The organism is Allomuricauda sp. NFXS6 (assembly GCF_040148835.1).
In the GTDB taxonomy this organism is placed as follows: Bacteria; Bacteroidota; Bacteroidia; order Flavobacteriales; family Flavobacteriaceae; genus Flagellimonas.
This window is the reverse complement of the sequence record NZ_JAGEMG010000014.1, coordinates 61,313-82,035: the sequence shown is the minus strand read 5'-3', so window position 1 is coordinate 82,035 and position 20,723 is coordinate 61,313. Positions and strand designations below refer to the sequence as shown.

Here is a 20,723-nt window from a genome sequence, read left to right as displayed (position 1 = left end):
TCCACTTCAATGGTCACACCTCCGAAAACCTCACCGGCATTCTTCACGTACTGTCCAACTTTGGCGCTCGTGTTCACCGAGGTATCGGGATTGTCGATGATGGTACCTACCCCACCTCCAAAGTTGTTGAAGATGGCATCGGTATCGGTTTCGAAATCGTTGACCAGGTCACCGCCGCAGTCGTCCAGGGAAGCGCCTCCGCCTCCGCCGCCGCCAGCGTTGTTGCTGCACAGCCTGATGTTGTCGAACTGGATGGTCCAGTCCGCACTGCCATCACCTTGTGTGCCATTGTCCATTATCAATGTGATCGCGGTTACCGTTCCCACATTGCCTCCAACTGAGCTAAAGTCGTATGTAAGGGTTTCCCAACCCGTTCCAGAGGTCGGCACGACCACTTCAATGTTCAATCCTTCCAATTTGAAGAGGAGTTGCCTAACCGCCTCCGAATAGACATCTATGGAGAAAACACCCGAGTCAAAATCGATGTCCGGATCCACTTCAATGGTCACACCTCCGAAAACCTCACCGGCATTCTTCACGTACTGTCCAACTTTGGCGCTCGTGTTCACCGAGGTATCGGGATTGTCGATGATGGTACCTACCCCACCTCCAAAGTTGTCGAAGATGGCATCGGTATCGGTTTCGAAATCGTTGACCAGGTCACCGCCACAGTCGTCCAGGGAAGCGCCTCCGCCTCCTCCGCCGCCAGAGGTGCCAAGGGTAATATCATCAATGTAATACGTTCCGTCTTCTGTTATTGGGCTATCTACTTCATCATTGTCCGGTTTAATAACCAATTGGTTATATGCAGTTGGACCTCCGGGAAGGCCCGTAAATTTAACCTCAACTTCTGTCCATTCGTTGGCATTGGGTATCGTCACAAAAACCGGTGCAGGATTTCCTGTAACTGGCTCAGTTTGCGGATTCAACGCAAGTTCAAATCGGAACACAACATTTGCCTTGGTAGAATATACTTTTAGCCTAAAGACATCTGTAGTGGTGAGATCAAAATTATTTTCAAATGTATTTTGAATTCCAGCAAAGAAACTGGACTCGGCAGGTTTGTCCACTTGCAAAACAAAATCCGAGGTGTTGATACCTGTTTTATCTGGGTTTTGGGCTAGACCCGAAGTAATGCCGTCACCAAAATTTTCTGAAGATAGGAAAGTTTCACAACCTTCAAAATCTACAGGAAGGGAAGTTGCCGCTATAGGTGTGTCCTCACAACCGCTAGGCGTTGAAATGGTTTCCACTTGTTCCACATCATCAATATAAAAATCCCCTGCGGTAGTTCCTGGCCCATCGACAAAAAAGGTTACTCTCGAAAAGGTTTCGGTAGATGTAAAATCAAAAGAAACTGTTTCCCAACCCGTTCCATCATGACTGGCCGTTACTTCGGTGTCACTTCCTGTTCCGAGCTCCAATTTCATCAATAGGTCTATGGGCTCTTGGGACCAGAAATTTACTTGGATGGTTTGATTATTCGATAAATCGATTGGTGTACCCAGATCAAAGAAAACACCCTCAAATTCTGCTCCGCTATTGGTAATTGCCCCAACTTTAGAGCTCTTATTATTTGTTCCAGATTCATCTGGGTTATCTACAATTTCAAAAGCGGTCCCGCTGAATGTGCTTATACCCAAGTCATAGTTTACATTGGGTTCATCAAAGGTAATGGGCAACGTAATCGGGTCTTTGATCACTATGGTAATCTCATCCTCAAAAGTGGAAGTTGCACCCGCAGTATTGGAGACCGTTAAGGTAATGGTATAGGTACCACTGGCCATATAGGTTTTTATCGGGTTTATTTCGGTCGATGTTTCCCCATCACCAAAATCCCATTGATACGAGGTTGCCCTTTCGGAGATATTTATAAACTCCACGGTTCCGGTATCCTCATCAAGCGTGTACGTAAAGCTTGATAATATCTGTGGCAAGAGTACATTGTCATCTGTTTCGCAACCGAGCAACAGGACCAGTGCAAATACTGATGCTAGCTTGAATTTGGTTATTAACTGCTTCATAATCAATAGTTAGTTTAGTTTATTTTTAATTCTTCATACACTCTGACATAATCCACCAACATGGTTTGGGGAAATTCAGTCTCTTCGTTGGGCGAACCCACAAAGTTGCCGCCTACTGCTAGGTTCATCAAAATGTAAAATGGCTTGTCGAACACCCAGGGACCTGTTACATCTTCTGGGGTAATTTGATTGTACAACACATCGTCCACATAGAAGTTGACATATTCCGGTCCCCATTCAATCCCAAAAATGTGAAAGCCGGTATCAAATCTATCGTTCGATAGTGTAAATTCTTTGGAAATGGCATCACCACCGGAATATCCCGGTCCGTGCACACTTCCTATAAGTACGGTTGGGCTTTGCCCACGATATTCCATGATATCAATTTCACCAGCGCCCGGCCATGGATTTTCATCAATATCTGCGCCCAGCATCCAAAATGCAGGCCATATGCCCTGACCGTAAGGCAAACGGATTCGTGCTTCAAAACGACCGTATCGTTGTTCAAATTTATCTTTCGTGACAAGTCTAGCAGAGGTGTAGGAAGAGCCCTCAAAGGATTCTTCCCTAGCCGTTATGAGCAATACACCATTCTGTACGGTCACATTTTCGGACCTGTCCGTATAGTATTGCAATTCTTGGTTGCCCCAGCCGTTTTCACCGGTACCAATTTCATATCCCCAAATGGAAGGATTGGGTTGTCCATCCGTATCAAACTCTTCGGAAAGGGTCAGTTCGGTAAACCTCGCCACGGTTTGCTGGTCGTCGGTTTCGCAGCCCACAATGAAGATTAAAAACGGCAGGTACTTGGCCATTACTTTCTTGTATTTAATAATATTTTTCATTTTCTTTTTCTTGAATTTGAGATTATTAGCTACCTGTAGAAGTATATATTATCTACAAAAATGTCTGAGATGGTGCTGTCCGTTATGAAAAACAGCAATCCTAGTTGAGTGCGGTTTCCTAATCCGGTGAAATCCGCCAATGGTATATCGAGACTGACCCATTGATTTGTAGTGAACGTATTAGCATCAAAGGTTACCGAGCCTGAAGTTTCATTGCTGCCCCCAACTGCATTGAGCAATTGAAGTCGAATAAAGTCTCCAGGTTGTAAGGTTTCGTTCACCTTAATATCAACATGCAGGGTGGTCATTTCGGTAGCATTTATTGGAGCTACATCATCAAAAAATCCTATTCCCACAAAATTCAAATCTGTATAGTTGATTATTCTATCCCCGTTCAAATCCAACGGTGGAGCCCCTCCTTGAGTTGTTTGGCCGTCAGGTATAAAAAATCCATTCAAATAGTCGACCGCAACGTTTTGATAGGCCTCACTAAATATCGAGATGACATCTGAAGGGTCACGTACAGGAGGTGTTGGTGCAAATTCGAAAGCGCTTTCCACCGTAAGAGCCAAAGAGCCTGTGGCGGCAACGTTGGCCAAAGTTGCCGAAATGGTCGCCTCTCCCTTGCCAATTATTGATACCAACCCGAGTTCATTAACAGTAGCTATCGAGTTGTTGGATGATTCAAAATCAAAATAAGAAGGTTGAACCAAAAGGGTAACATCACCTGAGACAGTATTAAAGGTTTGAGTCAATCCACCGATTTGAAGTGGGATACCCAAAAAACCTTCTTGTTCGACATCATTTCCGTTTAGAATTGCCGGTCTAGGTTGAGCTATTGTCCCTAGCTTTTCAAATTTTACTTCATCCAACCAGAGAACATACCCACCTTCATCTTCTTCTGTAGAAGCTCCTTCCGATAACCAAAAAAGCCCTGTTTCGCTAATCAGCCTTGTGGCATCCGGAATGGGTATAATATACTTTTCCCATCGGGTGCTTACATTCAAATTATTGGCCGTTACCTGGAATTTATTATTGGTTTCTCCAGATATACCGTACCCTATGGAGTTAATGCTAGCTGCCTTTGACGCCTTGGCATAAAAAGTCAGTGCATCGAAACCTGAAAGGTCTCTTCTTGCCGTGGTATTGAATGTGGCTCCCACAAATCCGTTTCCAAATGCGGGCACATCGAACCTCATCGCGGCATCACCTGCATAAACCTCTTCTGTTTCGACACTAAACGCTTCGGGGTCGGCCCCGGCATCCACAAAAGGGAAATAGTCCAGTCCAGCCGAAAAAGTGTCTATAAACACATCTCCATTTGGCGGAAATTCAGCAAATTCGACATCATCAGAAAACTCTCTTTCACAGCCAATGACCAAGGTAAACGCCACGCTCAAAAGAAACATAAAACGGAAGTTGATAGTATTGTTATTTTTCATTTCTCAGTCTTTTTATTTCCCGATATTAATGTGTACGTAAGTCATAATCTCCCATTCATTACCGTTATCAAATCCAACGGGACTTAAAATGGGCTCATTGGCAAATTCTGCTGCCGCATTTGGCAGGTATCGCGGTGAGAATTCATTAAGCGACCGCCAGATTCCCCGGATTCCTATTTGGGTACTGGGCAGAATAAACCAGTCGGGTTTACCCAAGGTCGTAGAGATATCCAGCATCAATTGTACAGGGTACGTTAGGTTGAAATCCCTATGATAATCGTAGGGACCCCAATCGTTGATCTTTTGTTCATATCGAAATTTGAAATTCTTGTAGATCATTCGGATGTCACCGCCAAAACGTTTAATCAAGCGGTCCGAATCGCCGTTACCCTGTCCGTTTCCATAGTAGAAATTACCTATGATGCCCAAATCCGGTCCTAGTTTGGAAACCATCCGGGAATGTACCTCCCAAAGGTCTTCGGCCGGGGCCGAGTTGGGAAATGCAAAAAACTCCCTGCTGGCCAAAAATCCGATATGGGCATCCATAGTCGTAGGGAGATGGCGATACACAAAGCCCAGGTTCATAGCAAACGTTGCATCCTCCGCCCGATCATTGTCCCATTCGTACATCCAAGTTCCAGGGGTAGGGTCGTAGGTGAATAATACCTCACCTGCCGTTGTTTCCCTATTTGCCCTTACGGCAAAGGGGTCATCTATAATATTTCTTAAACGTCCAGGTCCCTGAACATCGTTAGGCATGGCTCCCACGAGCGGCTTCTGCCACATAAAATTAGGGGCAATTTGAAAATTCCCCGCAGCATAGGTAAACCCGGACAATACATTGACCTGGTTCCCGCTTCCGGTATCCCTTAGTTTCCACCCGGTAAAGGTCAGGGTTTGGTCAGCACCTCCATTGGCGATGAGTCCCATAGCCGCCGTTTGACCGTACCAATTGAATTTCCCCCCTTGATAGGTGACCTTGAACTTACCTCCCCAGTTATCGCTGGCTTGGATTCTATCTTCGTAGACCACATAATTGCCAGAGGTGCCCCTTACATCCTGAAAGGAAATACCGTTCAAGGGGCTTCCTGACCATACACCGCCGAGCTCAAAACCAAATTTACCAAACTCCCGTTCTACTGCAATGGCAGCCCTTTCGGTGGGCCATGGGGGTATCACACCACTACGAACTTGATTGACATCCAAGATTCGACGTCCATTTTCGTCCAGGACAATATCCGTTTCAAAATCACGGTGATAAATACCGGTGACATTGAAGTTGGCAATATTTCGTCTATACTTAAAGAGCATCGTTGGGTTCGCTCCCCACCAAAGTTGAGGACCAACGGCGACTTTTAGTCCTTTAAAAATACCCTTTCCGTCGAGCTCCATACCCAGTATTTCACCATTGTAGATATCCAGGTTAGGCCCATAGTTGGCTTCGGGATAAAATCCAAAGAAATCGCCCTCATATCCCCAGTGATAATGTCCGGTCCTATAGAAGCCCCTTAGGTCAAATTCCTTTGCTTTCCACTCAAACTCGGCTTGGTACACCCGTATTCGGTTCACATCTTGCACCAATACATTTCCCTGATCGGTGTTCACCTCAATGGGACGTGAATTATTCTCATAAAAAATCTCATTGATCGGGTTTTGCGCCACATTTCCGACTACGTTGAAATTTACTTCCGCGCGCATGTTGGAGGCGGGGTTGCCTTCCACACCAACAAAGTAGGATTGCATATGGTCGAACCCCAATTGGTTAGGGAATGTGTTGGGATCCTCGGGGTCCGCATTTTCAGGGGTGGTAATCAAGCTGCCCCCTGTGCTAAAAGTGGAAAGCTTTGCCGTTAAATTGCTAATGCGCAATAAATTGCTCTTTTCCCCCTGTAAAGCGGCCTTGTCCCCCCTTGCTTTGAGGACGGCATCCATAATTTGGATATTGTCGAAATAATTCTGCACAAAACTTAAATCCACTCCATCGGCGTAAGGGTTTAATTGATGCGCCTCCTGAAGGGCATAATAGGCAGCTCTTGGGTACAAATCATAAAGTCCCCTTGGATTGGTATCGCCTTTGGCACAGATTCCGAACCATTCCTCATTCATATTGTTGGCCCCAGGTTCCGATAGGTCTCTGGCGTAACCTCCGTTTGACCAAGATGCATTGGTGTCGTGCACATCGGCATTTTCGCGGTCATCAAAACCGTACTTCCACCAGCCATCACTGAATTGAAAGGTAAATCCACCAATGGAATTCCCAACTTTTCCCAAACCTGCGGCATTTTCATAAATCTCTTTCCAATTACCTACCATATAGTAGGCCTGGGAAAACTGATCTTCTTTATTTTCTATGGCATTGAACGCATCCGCTCCAAATTCAGTGAACATTATGGGTTTGTCCAATTTATCCTTCACCACCTGGAACATATCGCCAAAAGAAACTCCTCGATAAGTATTGGTTCCATAGATATCAATATCCTTGCATTCTTCGGCCACAATATCTATAAAGAGCACATCTCCATTGCATATGGCCACTGGGTGCGAAGTGTCCATTCCCTTCATTATCTTGGCCGCTTCGTTCATCAGTCGGTACATGGGTCTTCCCCTACTCTCTCCTATATAGTCTATTCGCTGCTGATCATCGGGGAAGTCCTCCGTTTCGGCCCCTGCCCAAAACAGGCCATAGTTGTTCTCATTTCCCAAAAGATACATCAGAAGTCCGGGTGTATTTTTATACTCCGCTACCAAATTCTTTACCTCGGACAACAAGAACTCTTGTGTTTTGGGGTCATCATAAATGGTAACGGGTGTCCAGACACCATCCAGGGTAAGGCCATAACGTCCAAAAGAATGGTTCAACATGGTGTAAATGCCATATTCCTCGTAAATGTATCGTATCCATTTGGCCGGGACACCTGTATATTGACGAATGACATTGACGCCCATGTTCTTTAAAAGTGACATCTCCGTATCAAGACCTGCCTTAATAACATCGTCCGACTTTTCCCAAAATCTTGCGTTTACCGTGTTTGTTCCAATTGGTATGTAATCCCAGTTCATACCGTTGATCATAAAGTCCTCTCCGTTCACGACCAATTTCATTCCTGCCTCGTTGCTTTCTACGGTTACCTTAGGCGTTTGGGCAGTTGCCCCAAAAACAAAGCATAAAAGGAACAGTGCGTGCAGCCAGTTTTTCATAGTATTGTTTAGTTTTAGTTGAGTCCTACATTAAACCCCACCACATCACCGAAATCCTTTTAGTTCAGGTATGCACTCCTGGTGCATTTTGTGATAGATGCTATTTGTAAAAGGTTAAACTTAACTTAACAAAATGTGAATTCCTTAAAAAATGCCTCAACAAAAAATATACATCGCAAAATATATTGCAAATAATTAGTAATTCCTGATTTTACCCCCTAAAACAGTGGTCTCACCAAGGAAAATCAAATTGACAGAAATGAACTGTTGTAAACAAATGTTGAGGCAATGTTGAGGTAAGCTAAGTAAACTGTATAGTACTATAGTTTTAAAATGTAGTCAACAAGGTTGTCATCATGCGACAAATCCATTTTTTTCCGAAGACGGTACCGCTTGATTTCCACACTTCTTACCGAAATATTAAAGAGAGGTGCTATCTCTTTGGAAGACAAATTCAAGCGCAGGTAAGCACATAATCGAACATCGTTGGGAGACAGATTTGGATGTGCCTTTTTGAGTTTTTTCAGGAATTTACGGTCGGCATTGTTGAATGCTTCCTTGAACAGTTCCCAGTCATCGTTCTGCGTAATGTTCTTGTCAATAACCTTGATAATCGGTTTAATGGAGCTCTTGTCCGTTGCACTGGACAACAACTGATCCTTTACTTTTGACAAGAGTTCGTTCTTTCGGATTATGCTTAAAGTGGATGCGGCAAGTTCATTGCTCTTGCTCCTGAACTCTTCCTGCAATTGTTCGTTCTTTATCTTAATAATTTCCTTCTCGTTCTGCGCTTTGGCCAGCTCCATTTCTCTTTTATTTTCTTCAATGAGCTTACGTTGTCTTGAGTGGTAATAGCGTCTATAGGCTTGATGGATCAGGAACGAACCAACGGCAAAGATCAGAATGTAAAGGACAATCATGAAGTTGGTTATGTACCAAGGCCGTTCAATCCGAAAAGCGTAGGTCGGAACATTACTCGAAAGCTTATCACCAATCTTTGCCCTTACACGGAAGGTATAGTCTCCATAGGGTAAATTTTCAAAAGTGGTGGAATAGTCTTCGGACCAATTGCTCCAATTATCATAAATGCCCTCCAATTGGTACTGGTATTGAGGTTTGAAAAGTCTGTAATACTCCGGGGAAAAAAACGAAAATCGAATATGGTTTTCGGTACTTTTAAAATCCGTAGAGGAACCTTTACTCACCAAGGCCCAGTCTTGGCTATCCTTGCTGGCTTTTTTAATCTCCCCGATCTGAACCATAAAATCTGGAATTTTAAAATCCTTCGTATCCAGAGTCATATAGCCCGATGTGGTTCCCAAAAGGTACTTTCCGTCCTCGGTAAAGTTCACAATATACTCATACCCAACGATCCCGTTTCTGACATGTTCCGTTAGCGGAATAGATTTGACGAGCAAAGTATCTGCGAGCGAACCTTCAGAAAGCAGGCTTATATTTGAGTTTGTAAACAACCAAAGATTACCCTCGTTTTGGTCCAGCACCATTTTCCCTGAAACATATTCATCTTGGTTGTAAATACTGCTCAATAGCGTGTCCCTAACAAAAGAATCCGAATTTTGCCGGTACTTGAACACTCCTTTTTTGTATGCATAAAACAAATTGTTTTGATACTTAATAATACCTGATTCCGATCCCTTGATCAATGTATCCATTGAGATTCGGTTTACCTTATTGAAGGTGGAATCCACATCGAGTTTAAAAATGCCCTTGTACTCATGATTTACAAAAACCTTGTTTCCCAAAATTTCAAAAAAGCGTGAAGAATTCTCAAACCCCTCTATTTTGTTACGTAGCTTCCAGTCATCCCCGATTTTTTCAAGAACGTAAAGTCCATCATAGTTGCCTTGCAGCAAAAGGTTTTCATCAACGGATATAGGGTTTATCTTCCATGCGCCTTCAACACTTGTTATCTTTTTGGCATTCCGTCCTTCTATTTTGTAGGTTCCTGAATGATGGCAACAGAAAAGAGTTCCCTCGATCTCTTGGAGCGACCATACCTGACCTTGGGTGCCCTCTATCAATTTAAAGTCCGCATCGCCTCCCATTTCCTTGTAAAACAAGCCTTGATTTGTACCCAAGTATAATATATTGTCCTTTATTGCAGCAGCATAGGTGGTTCCTACGACCCCTTTGTTATCATGGTACACTTTTATGGGGGATGTTAGGTTCAAATAGCTCACGCCGTTGTCGAGCCCCAACCAAACATTGCTGTCCCTATCTTCCATTACAGAAAGGATTGTATTGTTCCGTATACCCTTAATTTGATCGATGTGTGCAAGCAGGCTTCCCTTTTGGTCCAAAAGGACAAGACCGTTGGAAATAGTCCCCAACGCATATTTTCCGTCCTTCAATCTGATGCCACTATACACGGTTATCTTGTTCGCCAGCGTATCCAAACCCGTGCTGTACTGGGTAAGGGAACCATTTTCCTCCCTATAAAAACCATGATGCTTTGTAAGCATGTACAAGGTGTCTCCTTCCTTAAAAATATTAATTACCTCATCGGTAAGAACTACGTCATCTTTATAAACATTCTTCGCCTTTCCATTATCGATTTTGAATATTCCTTTACCATTTTCCTGAAAGTAAATCTCATTCGAAACTTTGAACATCCGGAACAAGGTATCTTCTGCATCTATAATATTTATAGATTCTGTTTTATTGTTGTACACATAGATCCGTTTTAAGGACTGGAAAACAATCCAATCCTCCAGGTTAAGGATGCCCCAAAACTCCTCATCCTCCAACAAAGATACTTCCATGCTCGAAGACAAGGAAGTATACTCAAGCCTCCCGAATCCATCTTCGGACCAATATCCAAATTCCATGTAACATCCTGTATAGATTTTATCACCAACCACGTTCACCGACCTCATAATCGATTCGTTTGGTGATGGAAACAGCGTCCAGTCTGCTCCATTGAACCGTAGTAACCCTTTATTATTGGCTACATAGACAACCTTGTCTTCCGCCTGCGAAATTGCCCAGTTTTGATTTTCGGCCCGATAATCGGAAGGGGTATAGTTTTGGATGGGCGGCAACTCTTGACAGGTAAGCCATTGGAAAAAAAATAAGAAGAAATAGGTGAGGTATTTTAACATTATTCCAAAACATTACAATGATAAAAGATACTACCTTTTTATCAAAGTTTATAAAATATAGGTGCTTTCAAAAAATAGTTATGCCAATGGTATTACTCTTGTCATATATGTGATAAAGCGATTTCTTTGCCGCTTTCCCATTGTTCAGAGTTACGGATAATCGTTTAAAAGTTTATTCCTTTAAAACGGTTATGAACAAAGTTGCATGTTTTAAAAACTGTATTTCGGGGCAACGCTCCTATTCAGATATTTTGATTTTATCGAAATCCGGCACCTCCTCTGCCCTAACATAAGGGTATTGTGCTATTTTCTTCAGTTCGTAATAACTATTGAGTCCCGAGATTCCTGTGGAACGGAGTTGCTCCAAATCCATATCCCCATACTCCATTGCGGTATCGGGCATCACAAGATGTGCTATTTCACCAATGACCAAAGTAGTTCCGTTCAAGGGAATGGGAATGAGTTCTTTTAACCGCAAACCTATTTTCACAACACTCTCCTTTACAAAAGGCGCCTCAAAGGCCTCAATATATTCTTCGCTAAACCCGCATCGGTCGAATTCGGAGATACTTGGGTTAAATTTGGCCGAGGTATAATGTGCCTCTTTTGTAAAATAAGGATGGATATGGTTAATGGTATAGACCCTCATTTCCTCGATATTGCGGAGCGTATGCCCCGAATCAACTGATCGTGGCCTTGCAATAAAGCCCAAAAGCGGGGGCTTACTGCCCAAGTGTATCACTGAACTGAACACCGCTAAATTGGTCGTTTTGTCCTTATCCAACGTACCTATTAAATTGGCGGGCTTTATTCCTGTAATGGAATTAATGATCTTGAGTCGGTCTATACGGTCCAACTCCATGATATCCTGGTACGTATAATGCATCCTATCTATTTTTGGTTTATTTTTCATTTATTCCCTTTTGCATAGCTACAAAAATTTATCCGCTACCTTCCATTAACTTTCCTGTAGGTCGACTCTGAGGCATATCTGTTGTATAAATAGCAAATCTCATTAAGATTATTAGACTACTTATTGCACAGCAATTGCAGCCCTATTAGCTGCGTTTGCTTATTTTGTTTCCAGAAATAGCTTTTTGCCTGGAACATTTAAAACGATTGATATCCGGATTCCGTTTTTTTAAGTGCTTTTGGCTTACACCACTATTGACGCGTTTTCGCCAACGCTTAAAACTACTTTCCTTTAGATGGGTGCGCATTAAACCTATCACCTGTTTTTCCAGCAAGCCAAATTGATAGGTAATGGCCTCAAAAGGGGTGCGATCTTCCCATGCCATTTCAATGATTCGGTCGAGTTCCCTTTCTGTGAAATTTTCACTTTTTGCCATACTTAGTCCACTTTTTTCTGGATAAATTCGGCATTGTCGTATGCTGAATTAATTGAATTATAAACGACTTGGTCTGGTTTGTCTTTAGAGGACATAATTATTGATCAAGTTGCTCCAACTTTTTCATGACCTCCTCAGCTTCAAATGTTTTTTGATCACTGAGTTTTCTATTGGATGTGGAAAGCTGATGGGCCTCTTTCAACAACTTTTCATACTGGTCCTGTAATTTCTCTTTTTCTGACTTTTTTTTGAACAACCCAAACATATTTTTATTGATTTAAGAACGTGCGACCAAACTTTTTAGGTTTCCCTACGTTTATTTATTTTTGTTTAATTATAAACAAATATAGTTAAACAAAATGTAAGGGCAAACCTAAGTTTCACTATCACCTTGGAATTTCTGAACGAGTATATTGAAAATCAATAGACTTGGTTAGTTAGGAAAATCATTTAAACCGACTACATTAGTAAAATTCAATCATACATCTATGAAGTGGCTGTTCTTATCGGTTTTGTTTACCATAATATCGTGGCTTTTTCAACCTGCCCCCAAAAGTCAGCAAAGTGGCATTGCAACAAAGATTTCACCAGAAACCCAAAGTACGTATGCGGACCATACACTTTGGCAGTTCCTGTTGCAACAACATGTAAACGATGAGGGTCAGGTAGATTATCAAGGGTTTTTAAAGAACAGGCAGATTTTGGAAAGCTATTTAAATATCCTAGAGGGGAATCAGCCTACGTCAAAATGGCCCAAAAATGAACAACTGGCCTATTACATCAATCTATACAACGCCCATACGGTACTTTTAATCTTGGATAATTATCCAACGGAGAGCATCAAAAAAATAAAAAATCCTTGGGGTCAGAAATTAATTCCGTTGCACGACGACACGATATCACTAGGAGATTTGGAACATAACATCCTTAGAAAAATGGGAGAGCCCAGAATTCATTTCGCCATTAACTGTGCTTCCGCTTCTTGTCCAAAATTATCGAACAAGGCTTATCTTGCCAATGGACTTGACAATCAATTGAACAAGGCTACAAAATCATTTATAGCGTCGGAGCGCAACCAAATAAGTGAAGGCCAACTGAATCTTTCAAAAATCTTCAAATGGTACAAAAAAGATTTCTTGGATGGTGATATTCGCACCTTTATTAAAAACTATAGCAAGATAGATATTTCCGTAAATGCAGATATTGACTATTTGGATTATGATTGGAGCCTTAATGGCAATTAATTCTATATTGGTCCCATGATCAGTATCATAGTACCTATTTACAATGAGTCAACGGACAGAGTCATCCAACTGCTGGAATACCTGAAAACAAACACTTTTGGTCACGTGGGGGAGATCGTCATAGTCGATGGCGGAAGTTCTGATGCGATTAAATCAAAATTGACCTCTTACGACAATGTCCATTATATAACTTCTAAAAAAGGACGTGCCATACAAATGAATCATGGGGCAAAAATGGCAAAGGGAAACGTATTCTACTTTTTGCATGCGGACAGTTTTCCCCCAAAACACTTTGACCATTACATCCATCAAACCTTACAGCACGATGCAAGGATAAGGGCCGGATGCTTTATGCTCCGTTTTGACAGTGGCCATTGGTGGTTAAAACTGATGGGGTGGGCAACCGCCATCAACCATAGTTACTGCAGGGGAGGCGACCAATCACTCTTTGTCCACCGGGAACTCTTTTTTGCACTGAAAGGTTATGATGAAGCCTATGAGGTCTACGAGGACAACGAATTCATTCAACGGCTATATAAAAAAACGGCTTTCAAGGTCATACGAAAAGTGATCAATACTTCTGCAAGACACTACCAAAAAATAGGTGTTTGGCGTTTGCAGTGGCTTCATTTGAGAATTTATTTAAAAAGATGGTCCGGTGCAGGGGCCAATGACCTAAATGCCTTTTATAAAGCAAAAATTGAGGGCATTAAGGAACGTTACCTCACCTAAACTACCAAGATTTGAACAATTTCAGTTCCTCGCGTTTAACCAAATCCCACATAACAATTTTAGTAAAGTTTGCGTTGGCGAAGCACAAAAGGCACCGCCCCAATTGGCCGTAGGTGCTTATTCTTTGAAATGGTAGATTGCAAAATTTTGATAAAACAGGGAGGTCTCGAACCAGTAAATACCGCAAAAATAATAGTGATACTTCATAAATGATGGAAAACTGCTTTTTATTAGCCCTCTAATAGCATTCTCAAAATAGTATTTGAGAAATGTCATATAATACCAAAGTTACTTATCCTATTTTTATTTGAGATTAAAAACAAGAATCATGTTCAACTCAGAAAAAATAGGGAACGAATTTTACCAAAGCCTTGGCAAATTATTCTATTATGTGGCTATCGCGGACCATCAGGTAAGACCCATCGAAATTAAAAGATTACGAAAATATGTCCGGCAGCATTGGTTGGATGTCGATGACGTTGAAGATGAATTCCATACCGATGCCGCCTACCAGATAGAGATAGTTTTTGATTGGCTGAATGGCGAGGAAAAAGATGGGGAAGAATATTTTAAGGAGTTCAAGGAGTTCTACAAAGAACATCACGAAAAATTCCCTGAGAACTTAAAGGAACTTATTGTGGAAACTGCAGAATCCATTGCCAAATCGTTTGCAGGAAAAAACAGGTCGGAGATGTTGGCTATCTTTAAACTTAAACAGCTATTTAACCATTAACATGCCACTGGAAAAATATATAGACCACACCAACTTAAAACCCACTGCAACCCAAACCGACATAACCAAGTTATGCCAAGAGGCAATTGAACATGACTTTTATGCCGTTTGTGTCAACGGATGCCATGTTACTTTAGCTAAGGAAAGTTTGGGAAAAACCAATATTAAAATCGCTGTCGTTGTTGGTTTTCCTTTGGGTGCAATGTCCACCAAAGCAAAAATATTCGAAGCTTTGGACTGTATTGAACATGGAGCGGATGAAATTGATATGGTCATCAATATCGGGTGGCTAAAATCGGGAATGTATGATGCCGTTCGGAATGAAATCAAAGCTATGAAACAGGCTATCGGGGATAAAATATTAAAGGTAATTATTGAAACCTGTTATCTTACCCAAGCAGAAAAAGAAAAAGCATGTGTTTTGGCTGTCGAGGCCCATGCAGATTTTGTAAAAACCTCAACGGGTTTTGGAACCGGCGGCGCTACTTTTGAAGATGTAAAGCTCTTAAAAAAGATTGTCGGAGACAGGGCAAGAATAAAAGCGTCCGGAGGAGTTAAAAACAAAAAGACCGCCCTAAAATACATTGAGCTCGGTGTATCAAGAATCGGTACATCTTCCGGCCCTAATTTAATCAAATAAGAAAATCCATGAGCACGCATATAGAAGCCAAACCAGGCGAAATTGCCGAAACCGTATTGATGCCGGGAGATCCATTAAGGGCCAAATGGATTGCAGAAACTTTTCTGGAAAATCCCGTCTGCTACAACCGAATTCGGGGAATGTTAGGCTACACCGGCACCTACAAGGGAAAAAGAGTCTCTGTACAAGGAAGTGGCATGGGAATGCCTTCTGCCATGATTTATTTTCATGAACTGATTAATGATTATGGGGTAAAGAGCATAATCCGTGTAGGGTCTGCAGGATCGTACCAAGAAAATGTAAAACTTAATGATGTAGTTTTGGCCATGGCAGCTTCCACTACTTCGGGCATGAACAATTCCCGGTTCATCAACTCGGATTATTCTCCAACTGCTAATTTTGACCTTTTCATAAAAGCCGTCAATTATGCCCAAAAAAACAACATACCCATAAAAGCGGGAAATGTGCTTTCTTCGGACGAGTTTTACAGTGATGACCCCGAAGAATACAAACTTTGGGCCGAATACGGCGTGCTTTGCGTTGAAATGGAAACCGCAGGATTGTATACCATTGCAGCCAAATACAATATAAAAGCATTGACCATTTTAACCATTTCCGACTCTTTAGTAACAGATGAAAGGCTATCGGCACATGATCGTGAGACCACTTTTAAAGACATGGTCCAAATTGCTTTGGCCGCTGCCATATCTTAAGTAACATTCAACAGTTGGTGCTTTTATTTAAATGGCAGGCCTGCAAAACCTGATTGGCCTTGCTCCCATCTCTGTAAATCGTTATTCCCTTCAGTCCATACTTCCAAGCAGTCATATAAATGTCCGAAATAGTTGCTTTTGAGGTGTTTTTCGAAAGATTAATGGTTTTTGATACCGCATTGTCCGTATATTTCTGAAAAGCTCGTTGATGTTGCAAATGATATTCCCATGGAATCTCCAAGCTGGTTTTAAACACGCTTCTTACTTCTTTTGGAATATGCTTCAGTTGTTGAATACTTCCTGTAGCCAATACTTCTTGCTTAACCTCATCGGTCCACAATCCCAATTCTTGCATTTTACCCACAAAAATCGGATTTACCTCCATTTGTATTTGGTTTTCCAGAATACCAACACGTTTGTAGGCCAAGGCATACAAAGGCTCAATGGAATACGAGGTGTCCGCGATCACTGAAATACTGCCTGTTGGCGCTATACTATTGCATGTAGCATTTCGCATAGGTTTGTTTGGGTAGAAGATACTTTTTTTCCAATTGGGAAATTCGCCCCGTTCATTAACCAATTCTTCCGATGCCTCATAGCTTTTCTCTTGAACAAATTCCATAAGCTTTTCCCCCAGTAAAACTGCTTCTTCCGAGGCGTAGGAAATATTAAGCAGGGCTAACATTTCGGCCCACCCCATTATTCCAAGTCCGATTTTTCTATTGCTTGTGGTCTCATGTTTTATTTGAGGCAATAAATAATGGTTTGCCGAAATTACATTGTCCAAAAACCTAACGGCCACACTGACAGTATTTTCCAAAATTCTCCAATCTACTTCTACTCGGTCCCCATCAAGTTTTACCATTTTTGATAAATTGATGGAACCAAGGTTGCAACTTTCATATTCGAACAAGGGAACTTCGCCACAGGGGTTGGTACTCTGGATACTGCCTATTTCGGGTACTGGATTGTATTTGTTTATCGTGTCCAAAAAAATAAGTCCCGGGTCTCCTGTAGCCCAAGCTTGTGAAACTATTTGGTCCCAGAGCTTACTGGCTTTGATGATTTCCGCAACCTTTTTTGTCCTCTGATTTATCAATTTCCAATCTCCGCCACTTTCAACTGCTTGCATAAAATCATCAGTAATCCCCACCGAAAGATTAAAATTTTGCAATATGTTACCCTCAGATTTGGAAAGGATAAACTCTTCGATATCGGGATGGTCCACATTCAAAATGCCCATATTGGCTCCTCTCCGTTTTCCTCCTTGCCTTACATGTTCCGTTGCGGTATCATAAATTTTGATGAATGCCATAGGCCCCGAGGAAACCCCTCCAGAGGATGAAACTATATCTCCATGCGGTCTAAGCTGGGAAAAGTTATAACCCGTTCCTCCCCCACTCTGATGAATCATGGCCATGTCTTTTAAAGTAGTGAATATACTATCCAAGCTATCTTCTACTGGCAAAACAAAGCACGCGCTCAATTGTCCATTTGGTAGTCCAGCATTCATTAAGGTTGGTGAATTGGGTAAAAAATGGAGATTGGCCAGTAGGTCATAAAATTTATTTTCCCATTTTTTTCTATCCTTTGTTTCTACACTTGCCACATACTTGGCCACTCTCCCAAAAAGTTCTTCGGGGGTTTCAATTATTTTCCCTTCTGTGTTCTTCAACAAATACCTAGCATTGAGTAATTGTTTTGCGTTTTCTGAAAGTTTCATTTTGTTTTGAGTGACATCCCTGTTTTGGCGGTCAAAATCTTCTTTAGCTCTTCTGTTGTGGTGGAATCTATCAAGTTAAGTGCTTTTACACCGCACAAGTCCTTTACCATTTTAACTCCTGCCAAAGTATTGGAGGCTACTCCGGTAACAATATCCGGAACCAATTCAAAGGCCTTCATCAAACCATGAACCGCATAGGGGTCCGAAGCACTTAAAATAGTACATTTAATATGTTCCCGTAATGCGTTAATGGCAACATCACCATTATAAGGTTCCAAAGGGGATGCCCCGATTTCAACAATAGCAACATCTGCATTTTCGCGAGCCATTCTACTGAGCATCTGCTCCAGTTTTTCTTTATAGACCTCGGTTGGGCAAATAGAGGAAGGAAGTCCCACATCCACAAAATCCAATATCTCGTCCGCCCCCACATCCTTAAAGGCCAAAATATCCTTAAAACGACCAGCGCCAGTAAGTTTTGCCCCCATAACTTTATAACCGGCTTGCTTAAAAATGTTTGTTACTATTCGGGCCGATGTTGTTTTCCCAGCTGACATAGAGGTTCCTACAAATAGGATTATCGGTGTATTAAAAGGAATCTTGGGGATTGTCTCGACAAAATCATCCATGGTCACCTTTTTCCCATCCCGGACTGCATGTCCTTTATAAATTGTCTGTATCATTTTTGGCATAAACATGGACCTCGATGTCAGTTTTCCCATAAGCCCAGCACCTGTGAGCACCGTCATTTTTAAATCGTCAGCTACCTTTCTCCAACTCCCTGTAGCTTCGAGAGTGGCATATCGTTCCCCTAACGCGCCTACAATAAACTCCCCAGCGATAACCCCTCGCATCCTACCATTGGGCAATTCTATTTTTAAGCTCTCCCCACCTTCGTTCAAAATTTCGCATATGACATAATCCCCTGTTTGCCATTGATCTTGTGGAAAAATCTTTACTTCGAACCCTTTTTCTGCCAAATCGGATATTCGGGTCAACGATGCATAAATATATTTGTGGTCCATAATAAAAGTTTAGTTGTTTCCTGCTTCAGCTAGCAAAAGAAGAGCCAGTAGTGCTGTCCTAACCGGAAACTCCTCCAATACAATGTGTTCGTGTTGGGCATGGGCCCCATCCCCCGTGGTACCCAATCCATCCAAGGTGGCAGTGTACAAACTTGTGGTATTGCCATCCGACCCTCCACCGGCAGTAGCTTCTTCCAAGTCCAAGCCTAAAAGGTTTCCTTTGGCCTTTGCCAATTTCCATAGCATACGATTACCTTCTGTATGCTCCATCGGAGGTCTTCCTATTCCTCCTTCTACATGTACTTCAACCTCTGGCAAGGTAGGTTTGAGGGAAAGTATTTGTTCCGTAATCCTATCTCCATCTTTTTTGTTCAACACACGGACATCCACTACTGCTTTGCTTTCGGGTGCAATCACATTGGGCGAGACACCACCTTCAATCATCCCCACATTGACCGTAATACCCTTATCAAAATCGTTCATGGCATATAACTGCTGTACCTGATGGGAAAGTTCCACAATAGCACTGGCTCCCTTTTGGGGGTCCAATCCCGCATGGGCAGCTTTACCTTTTATGGTAATCGTGAATCGTCCAAGGCCTTTTCTGGCCGTTTTCAGTTTACCTGTCAAACCCAAAGGAGGCTCCATAATATAGGCGCGTTCACAAACCTTGGCCAACCGCTCAATGGCACTTCTGGATTCCTTGCTTCCAATTTCCTCATCGGAATTAATCAGAATCACCGGAGTTAAGGGCAAGGTCAAATTCAATGTATCAATGGCCTTCAAGGCAAAGATAATTTGGGTAAGCCCCGCTTTCATATCATAAATTCCAGGGCCATGCATGGTTTGACCATCTTTTGTCAATGGCATTTTTTTAAGCGTATCCAATGCCCAAACAGTATCGCAATGGCCAATCATTAATTGTGAAGCTTTGCTTTTATCCCTGTTTAAAGGTCGCGCATACAAAAAACCACCTGTTTCTTTTCCTGGTACATACAGTGTGAAAAAGCCCAGTTTCTTCAACTCTTCTGCAATAAATTTTAAAATTTCAACTTGGGAATTAGGATTACGGGAAGGAGATTCAAACGAAACGAGCCTACCCAAAAAATCCAACATTTCCTTCTCCCTTGACTTAAGTTGATTCAAGATGCCGTCGGCAATATGTGTTTCCTTGGAAGTCATCTTTTAAAATCTTTTGGAAAAGGAAAATTGTAAGTTTCTTTGATTTTGGCAAAACGACCGTTTGAAATATATGCCAACAAGGGATTATTGTTTAATTGTTCTTGCTCGTCCTTTTCTGAAACCCTCAGATAGTCATTGTGCACATAGGCCTCTTTTATTTTTCCAGTTATGATGCTATTCTCACCAAAACCATCAATAATCTTGAACAATTCACATTCCAAGTATAAATAAGCATCCTTTATCAAAGGTGCATCCATGGAAGCTGCTTTGATCAATGGCAAGGATTCCACAATTTGCTGTGATTTGGCCATTGCTTCCGTTCTGGGCGAAGCACTCAATGCAGTGGCCGTTACTTGATCTGGTTTAGGAAAGCTAACCGTAAACTCCCCGGTCTTTTTTACATTTTGATATGTTCCATGCCTCGGGGTGCACACAAAGCCAAAATAGTTACCGAACCCAAGAGGGGTGGCCATATGTTTTGGAGCAAGGTCATAACCTTCCTGTTCTTTGGTTCCGACTACAATCAAAGGAGCAACTGTAAATATCCTGTCCCATATTGGGATTTCTGTATTCAAGGAAACATAGTTTTTAACCCGAATAGCATCCATAAGGCAATAACTTTTGCTTTTTTTAAAAATACGGTCACATATTAGGGTTTCCTATGACCTAAATCAGGAACATTCCTTTAAAAAAGCAAGTGGTTCTATAATGTTGTGACAAGATTTAGTGGTGTTGACCAAGGTAAAGTTGC

17 protein-coding genes are annotated in these 20,723 nt (G+C 42.0%); 5 read left to right on the top strand and 12 right to left on the bottom strand.

The genetic code is table 11. The annotated features are described in order from the left end of the window. From J4E06_RS16945 to J4E06_RS16910, 8 genes are all read right to left on the bottom strand, one after another. Nucleotides 1-2,024: PKD domain-containing protein (locus J4E06_RS16945; protein ID WP_349525187.1), on the bottom strand; the 2,024-nt coding region annotated here is incomplete at its 3' end. A 14-nt stretch (nucleotides 2,025-2,038) separates the two neighbouring features. Next, nucleotides 2,039-2,869 carry a glycoside hydrolase family 16 protein gene (locus J4E06_RS16940; protein WP_349525185.1) on the bottom strand — a complete coding sequence of 277 codons (831 nt, stop codon included), beginning with the start codon at nucleotides 2,867-2,869 and terminating at the stop codon, nucleotides 2,039-2,041. A 29-nt stretch (nucleotides 2,870-2,898) separates the two neighbouring features. Next, entirely contained in the window at nucleotides 2,899-4,311 is a 1,413-nt protein-coding gene (locus J4E06_RS16935) for an immunoglobulin-like domain-containing protein (RefSeq protein ID WP_349525184.1), read from the bottom strand. A 12-nt stretch (nucleotides 4,312-4,323) separates the two neighbouring features. After that, nucleotides 4,324-7,509 (bottom strand): glycoside hydrolase family 2 TIM barrel-domain containing protein, encoded by a 3,186-nt coding sequence (locus J4E06_RS16930; protein WP_349525183.1) that lies wholly within the window; start codon nucleotides 7,507-7,509, stop codon nucleotides 4,324-4,326. A gap of 320 nt (nucleotides 7,510-7,829) precedes the next feature. Beyond that, nucleotides 7,830-10,631 (bottom strand): helix-turn-helix and ligand-binding sensor domain-containing protein, encoded by a 2,802-nt coding sequence (locus J4E06_RS16925; RefSeq protein ID WP_349525182.1) that lies wholly within the window; start codon nucleotides 10,629-10,631, stop codon nucleotides 7,830-7,832. A gap of 238 nt (nucleotides 10,632-10,869) precedes the next feature. Next, a complete protein-coding gene (locus J4E06_RS16920; RefSeq protein ID WP_349525181.1) occupies nucleotides 10,870-11,517 on the bottom strand; it encodes a flavin reductase family protein in 648 nt (215 codons plus the stop codon). A gap of 172 nt (nucleotides 11,518-11,689) precedes the next feature. Beyond that, the gene (locus J4E06_RS16915; RefSeq protein WP_349525180.1) at nucleotides 11,690-11,980 is read right to left on the bottom strand and encodes a TIGR03643 family protein; all 291 of its coding nucleotides are present in this window, start codon (nucleotides 11,978-11,980) and stop codon (nucleotides 11,690-11,692) included. Nucleotides 11,981-12,077: 97 nt separating this feature from the next. After that, nucleotides 12,078-12,245, bottom strand: coding sequence for a Lacal_2735 family protein (locus J4E06_RS16910; RefSeq protein ID WP_349525179.1), 168 nt, complete (start codon nucleotides 12,243-12,245; stop codon nucleotides 12,078-12,080). A 223-nt stretch (nucleotides 12,246-12,468) separates the two neighbouring features. On the opposite strand from J4E06_RS16910, the gene J4E06_RS16905 reads away from it, so the two are divergent. The 5 genes from J4E06_RS16905 (at nucleotide 12,469) to deoD (ending at nucleotide 16,042) form a co-directional block, all read left to right on the top strand. Further along, nucleotides 12,469-13,224, top strand: coding sequence for a DUF547 domain-containing protein (locus tag J4E06_RS16905; RefSeq protein ID WP_349525178.1), 756 nt, complete (start codon nucleotides 12,469-12,471; stop codon nucleotides 13,222-13,224). 15 nt (nucleotides 13,225-13,239) lie between these two features. Beyond that, nucleotides 13,240-13,956 (top strand): TIGR04283 family arsenosugar biosynthesis glycosyltransferase, encoded by a 717-nt coding sequence (locus J4E06_RS16900; RefSeq protein WP_349525177.1) that lies wholly within the window; start codon nucleotides 13,240-13,242, stop codon nucleotides 13,954-13,956. Nucleotides 13,957-14,284: 328 nt separating this feature from the next. Further along, nucleotides 14,285-14,689, top strand: a complete 405-nt coding sequence (locus J4E06_RS16895) for a hypothetical protein (protein WP_349525176.1) — start codon at nucleotides 14,285-14,287, stop codon at nucleotides 14,687-14,689. 1 nt (nucleotide 14,690) lies between these two features. Next, a complete protein-coding gene (gene deoC / locus J4E06_RS16890; RefSeq protein WP_349525175.1) occupies nucleotides 14,691-15,329 on the top strand; it encodes a deoxyribose-phosphate aldolase in 639 nt (212 codons plus the stop codon). Nucleotides 15,330-15,337: 8 nt separating this feature from the next. Beyond that, complete coding sequence (gene deoD, locus J4E06_RS16885) at nucleotides 15,338-16,042, top strand: purine-nucleoside phosphorylase (RefSeq protein WP_349525174.1); 705 nt, start codon at nucleotides 15,338-15,340, stop codon at nucleotides 16,040-16,042. A 7-nt stretch (nucleotides 16,043-16,049) separates the two neighbouring features. Here the strand turns inward: deoD and J4E06_RS16880 are convergent, their stop codons facing one another. From J4E06_RS16880 to J4E06_RS16865, 4 genes are read right to left on the bottom strand one after another with little or no spacing between them, the layout of a single operon-like run. Continuing rightward, complete coding sequence (locus J4E06_RS16880; RefSeq protein ID WP_349525173.1) at nucleotides 16,050-17,765, bottom strand: adenosylcobalamin-dependent ribonucleoside-diphosphate reductase; 1,716 nt, start codon at nucleotides 17,763-17,765, stop codon at nucleotides 16,050-16,052. After that, nucleotides 17,762-18,790, bottom strand: a complete 1,029-nt coding sequence (locus tag J4E06_RS16875; RefSeq protein ID WP_349525172.1) for a P-loop NTPase family protein — start codon at nucleotides 18,788-18,790, stop codon at nucleotides 17,762-17,764. Before J4E06_RS16875 ends, J4E06_RS16880 begins: the two co-directional genes overlap by 4 nt. Before the next feature lie 9 nt (nucleotides 18,791-18,799). Continuing rightward, nucleotides 18,800-19,972: a M20 family metallopeptidase gene (locus J4E06_RS16870; protein WP_349525171.1), complete on the bottom strand. Its 1,173-nt coding sequence runs from the start codon at nucleotides 19,970-19,972 to the stop codon at nucleotides 18,800-18,802. Next, on the bottom strand, nucleotides 19,969-20,547 hold the full coding sequence (locus J4E06_RS16865) for a flavin reductase (protein WP_349525170.1): 579 nt from the start codon (nucleotides 20,545-20,547) through the stop codon (nucleotides 19,969-19,971). Before J4E06_RS16865 ends, J4E06_RS16870 begins: the two co-directional genes overlap by 4 nt. Nucleotides 20,548-20,723 lie beyond the last annotated feature (176 nt).

Coding starts and splice junctions, on each gene's coding strand:
- J4E06_RS16925 (WP_349525182.1), bottom strand. CDS start 10,631: ATGTTAAAATACCTCACCTATTTCTTCTTATTTTTTTTCCAATGGCTT.
- J4E06_RS16920 (WP_349525181.1), bottom strand. CDS start 11,517: ATGCATTATACGTACCAGGATATCATGGAGTTGGACCGTATAGACCGA.
- J4E06_RS16880 (WP_349525173.1), bottom strand. CDS start 17,765: ATGAAACTTTCAGAAAACGCAAAACAATTACTCAATGCTAGGTATTTG.
- deoD (WP_349525174.1), top strand. CDS start 15,338: ATGAGCACGCATATAGAAGCCAAACCAGGCGAAATTGCCGAAACCGTA.
- J4E06_RS16870 (WP_349525171.1), bottom strand. CDS start 19,972: ATGACTTCCAAGGAAACACATATTGCCGACGGCATCTTGAATCAACTT.
- deoC (WP_349525175.1), top strand. CDS start 14,691: ATGCCACTGGAAAAATATATAGACCACACCAACTTAAAACCCACTGCA.
- J4E06_RS16935 (WP_349525184.1), bottom strand. CDS start 4,311: ATGAAAAATAACAATACTATCAACTTCCGTTTTATGTTTCTTTTGAGC.
- J4E06_RS16915 (WP_349525180.1), bottom strand. CDS start 11,980: ATGGCAAAAAGTGAAAATTTCACAGAAAGGGAACTCGACCGAATCATT.
- J4E06_RS16940 (WP_349525185.1), bottom strand. CDS start 2,869: ATGAAAAATATTATTAAATACAAGAAAGTAATGGCCAAGTACCTGCCG.
- J4E06_RS16910 (WP_349525179.1), bottom strand. CDS start 12,245: ATGTTTGGGTTGTTCAAAAAAAAGTCAGAAAAAGAGAAATTACAGGAC.
- J4E06_RS16895 (WP_349525176.1), top strand. CDS start 14,285: ATGTTCAACTCAGAAAAAATAGGGAACGAATTTTACCAAAGCCTTGGC.
- J4E06_RS16875 (WP_349525172.1), bottom strand. CDS start 18,790: ATGGACCACAAATATATTTATGCATCGTTGACCCGAATATCCGATTTG.
- J4E06_RS16905 (WP_349525178.1), top strand. CDS start 12,469: ATGAAGTGGCTGTTCTTATCGGTTTTGTTTACCATAATATCGTGGCTT.
- J4E06_RS16900 (WP_349525177.1), top strand. CDS start 13,240: ATGATCAGTATCATAGTACCTATTTACAATGAGTCAACGGACAGAGTC.
- J4E06_RS16930 (WP_349525183.1), bottom strand. CDS start 7,509: ATGAAAAACTGGCTGCACGCACTGTTCCTTTTATGCTTTGTTTTTGGG.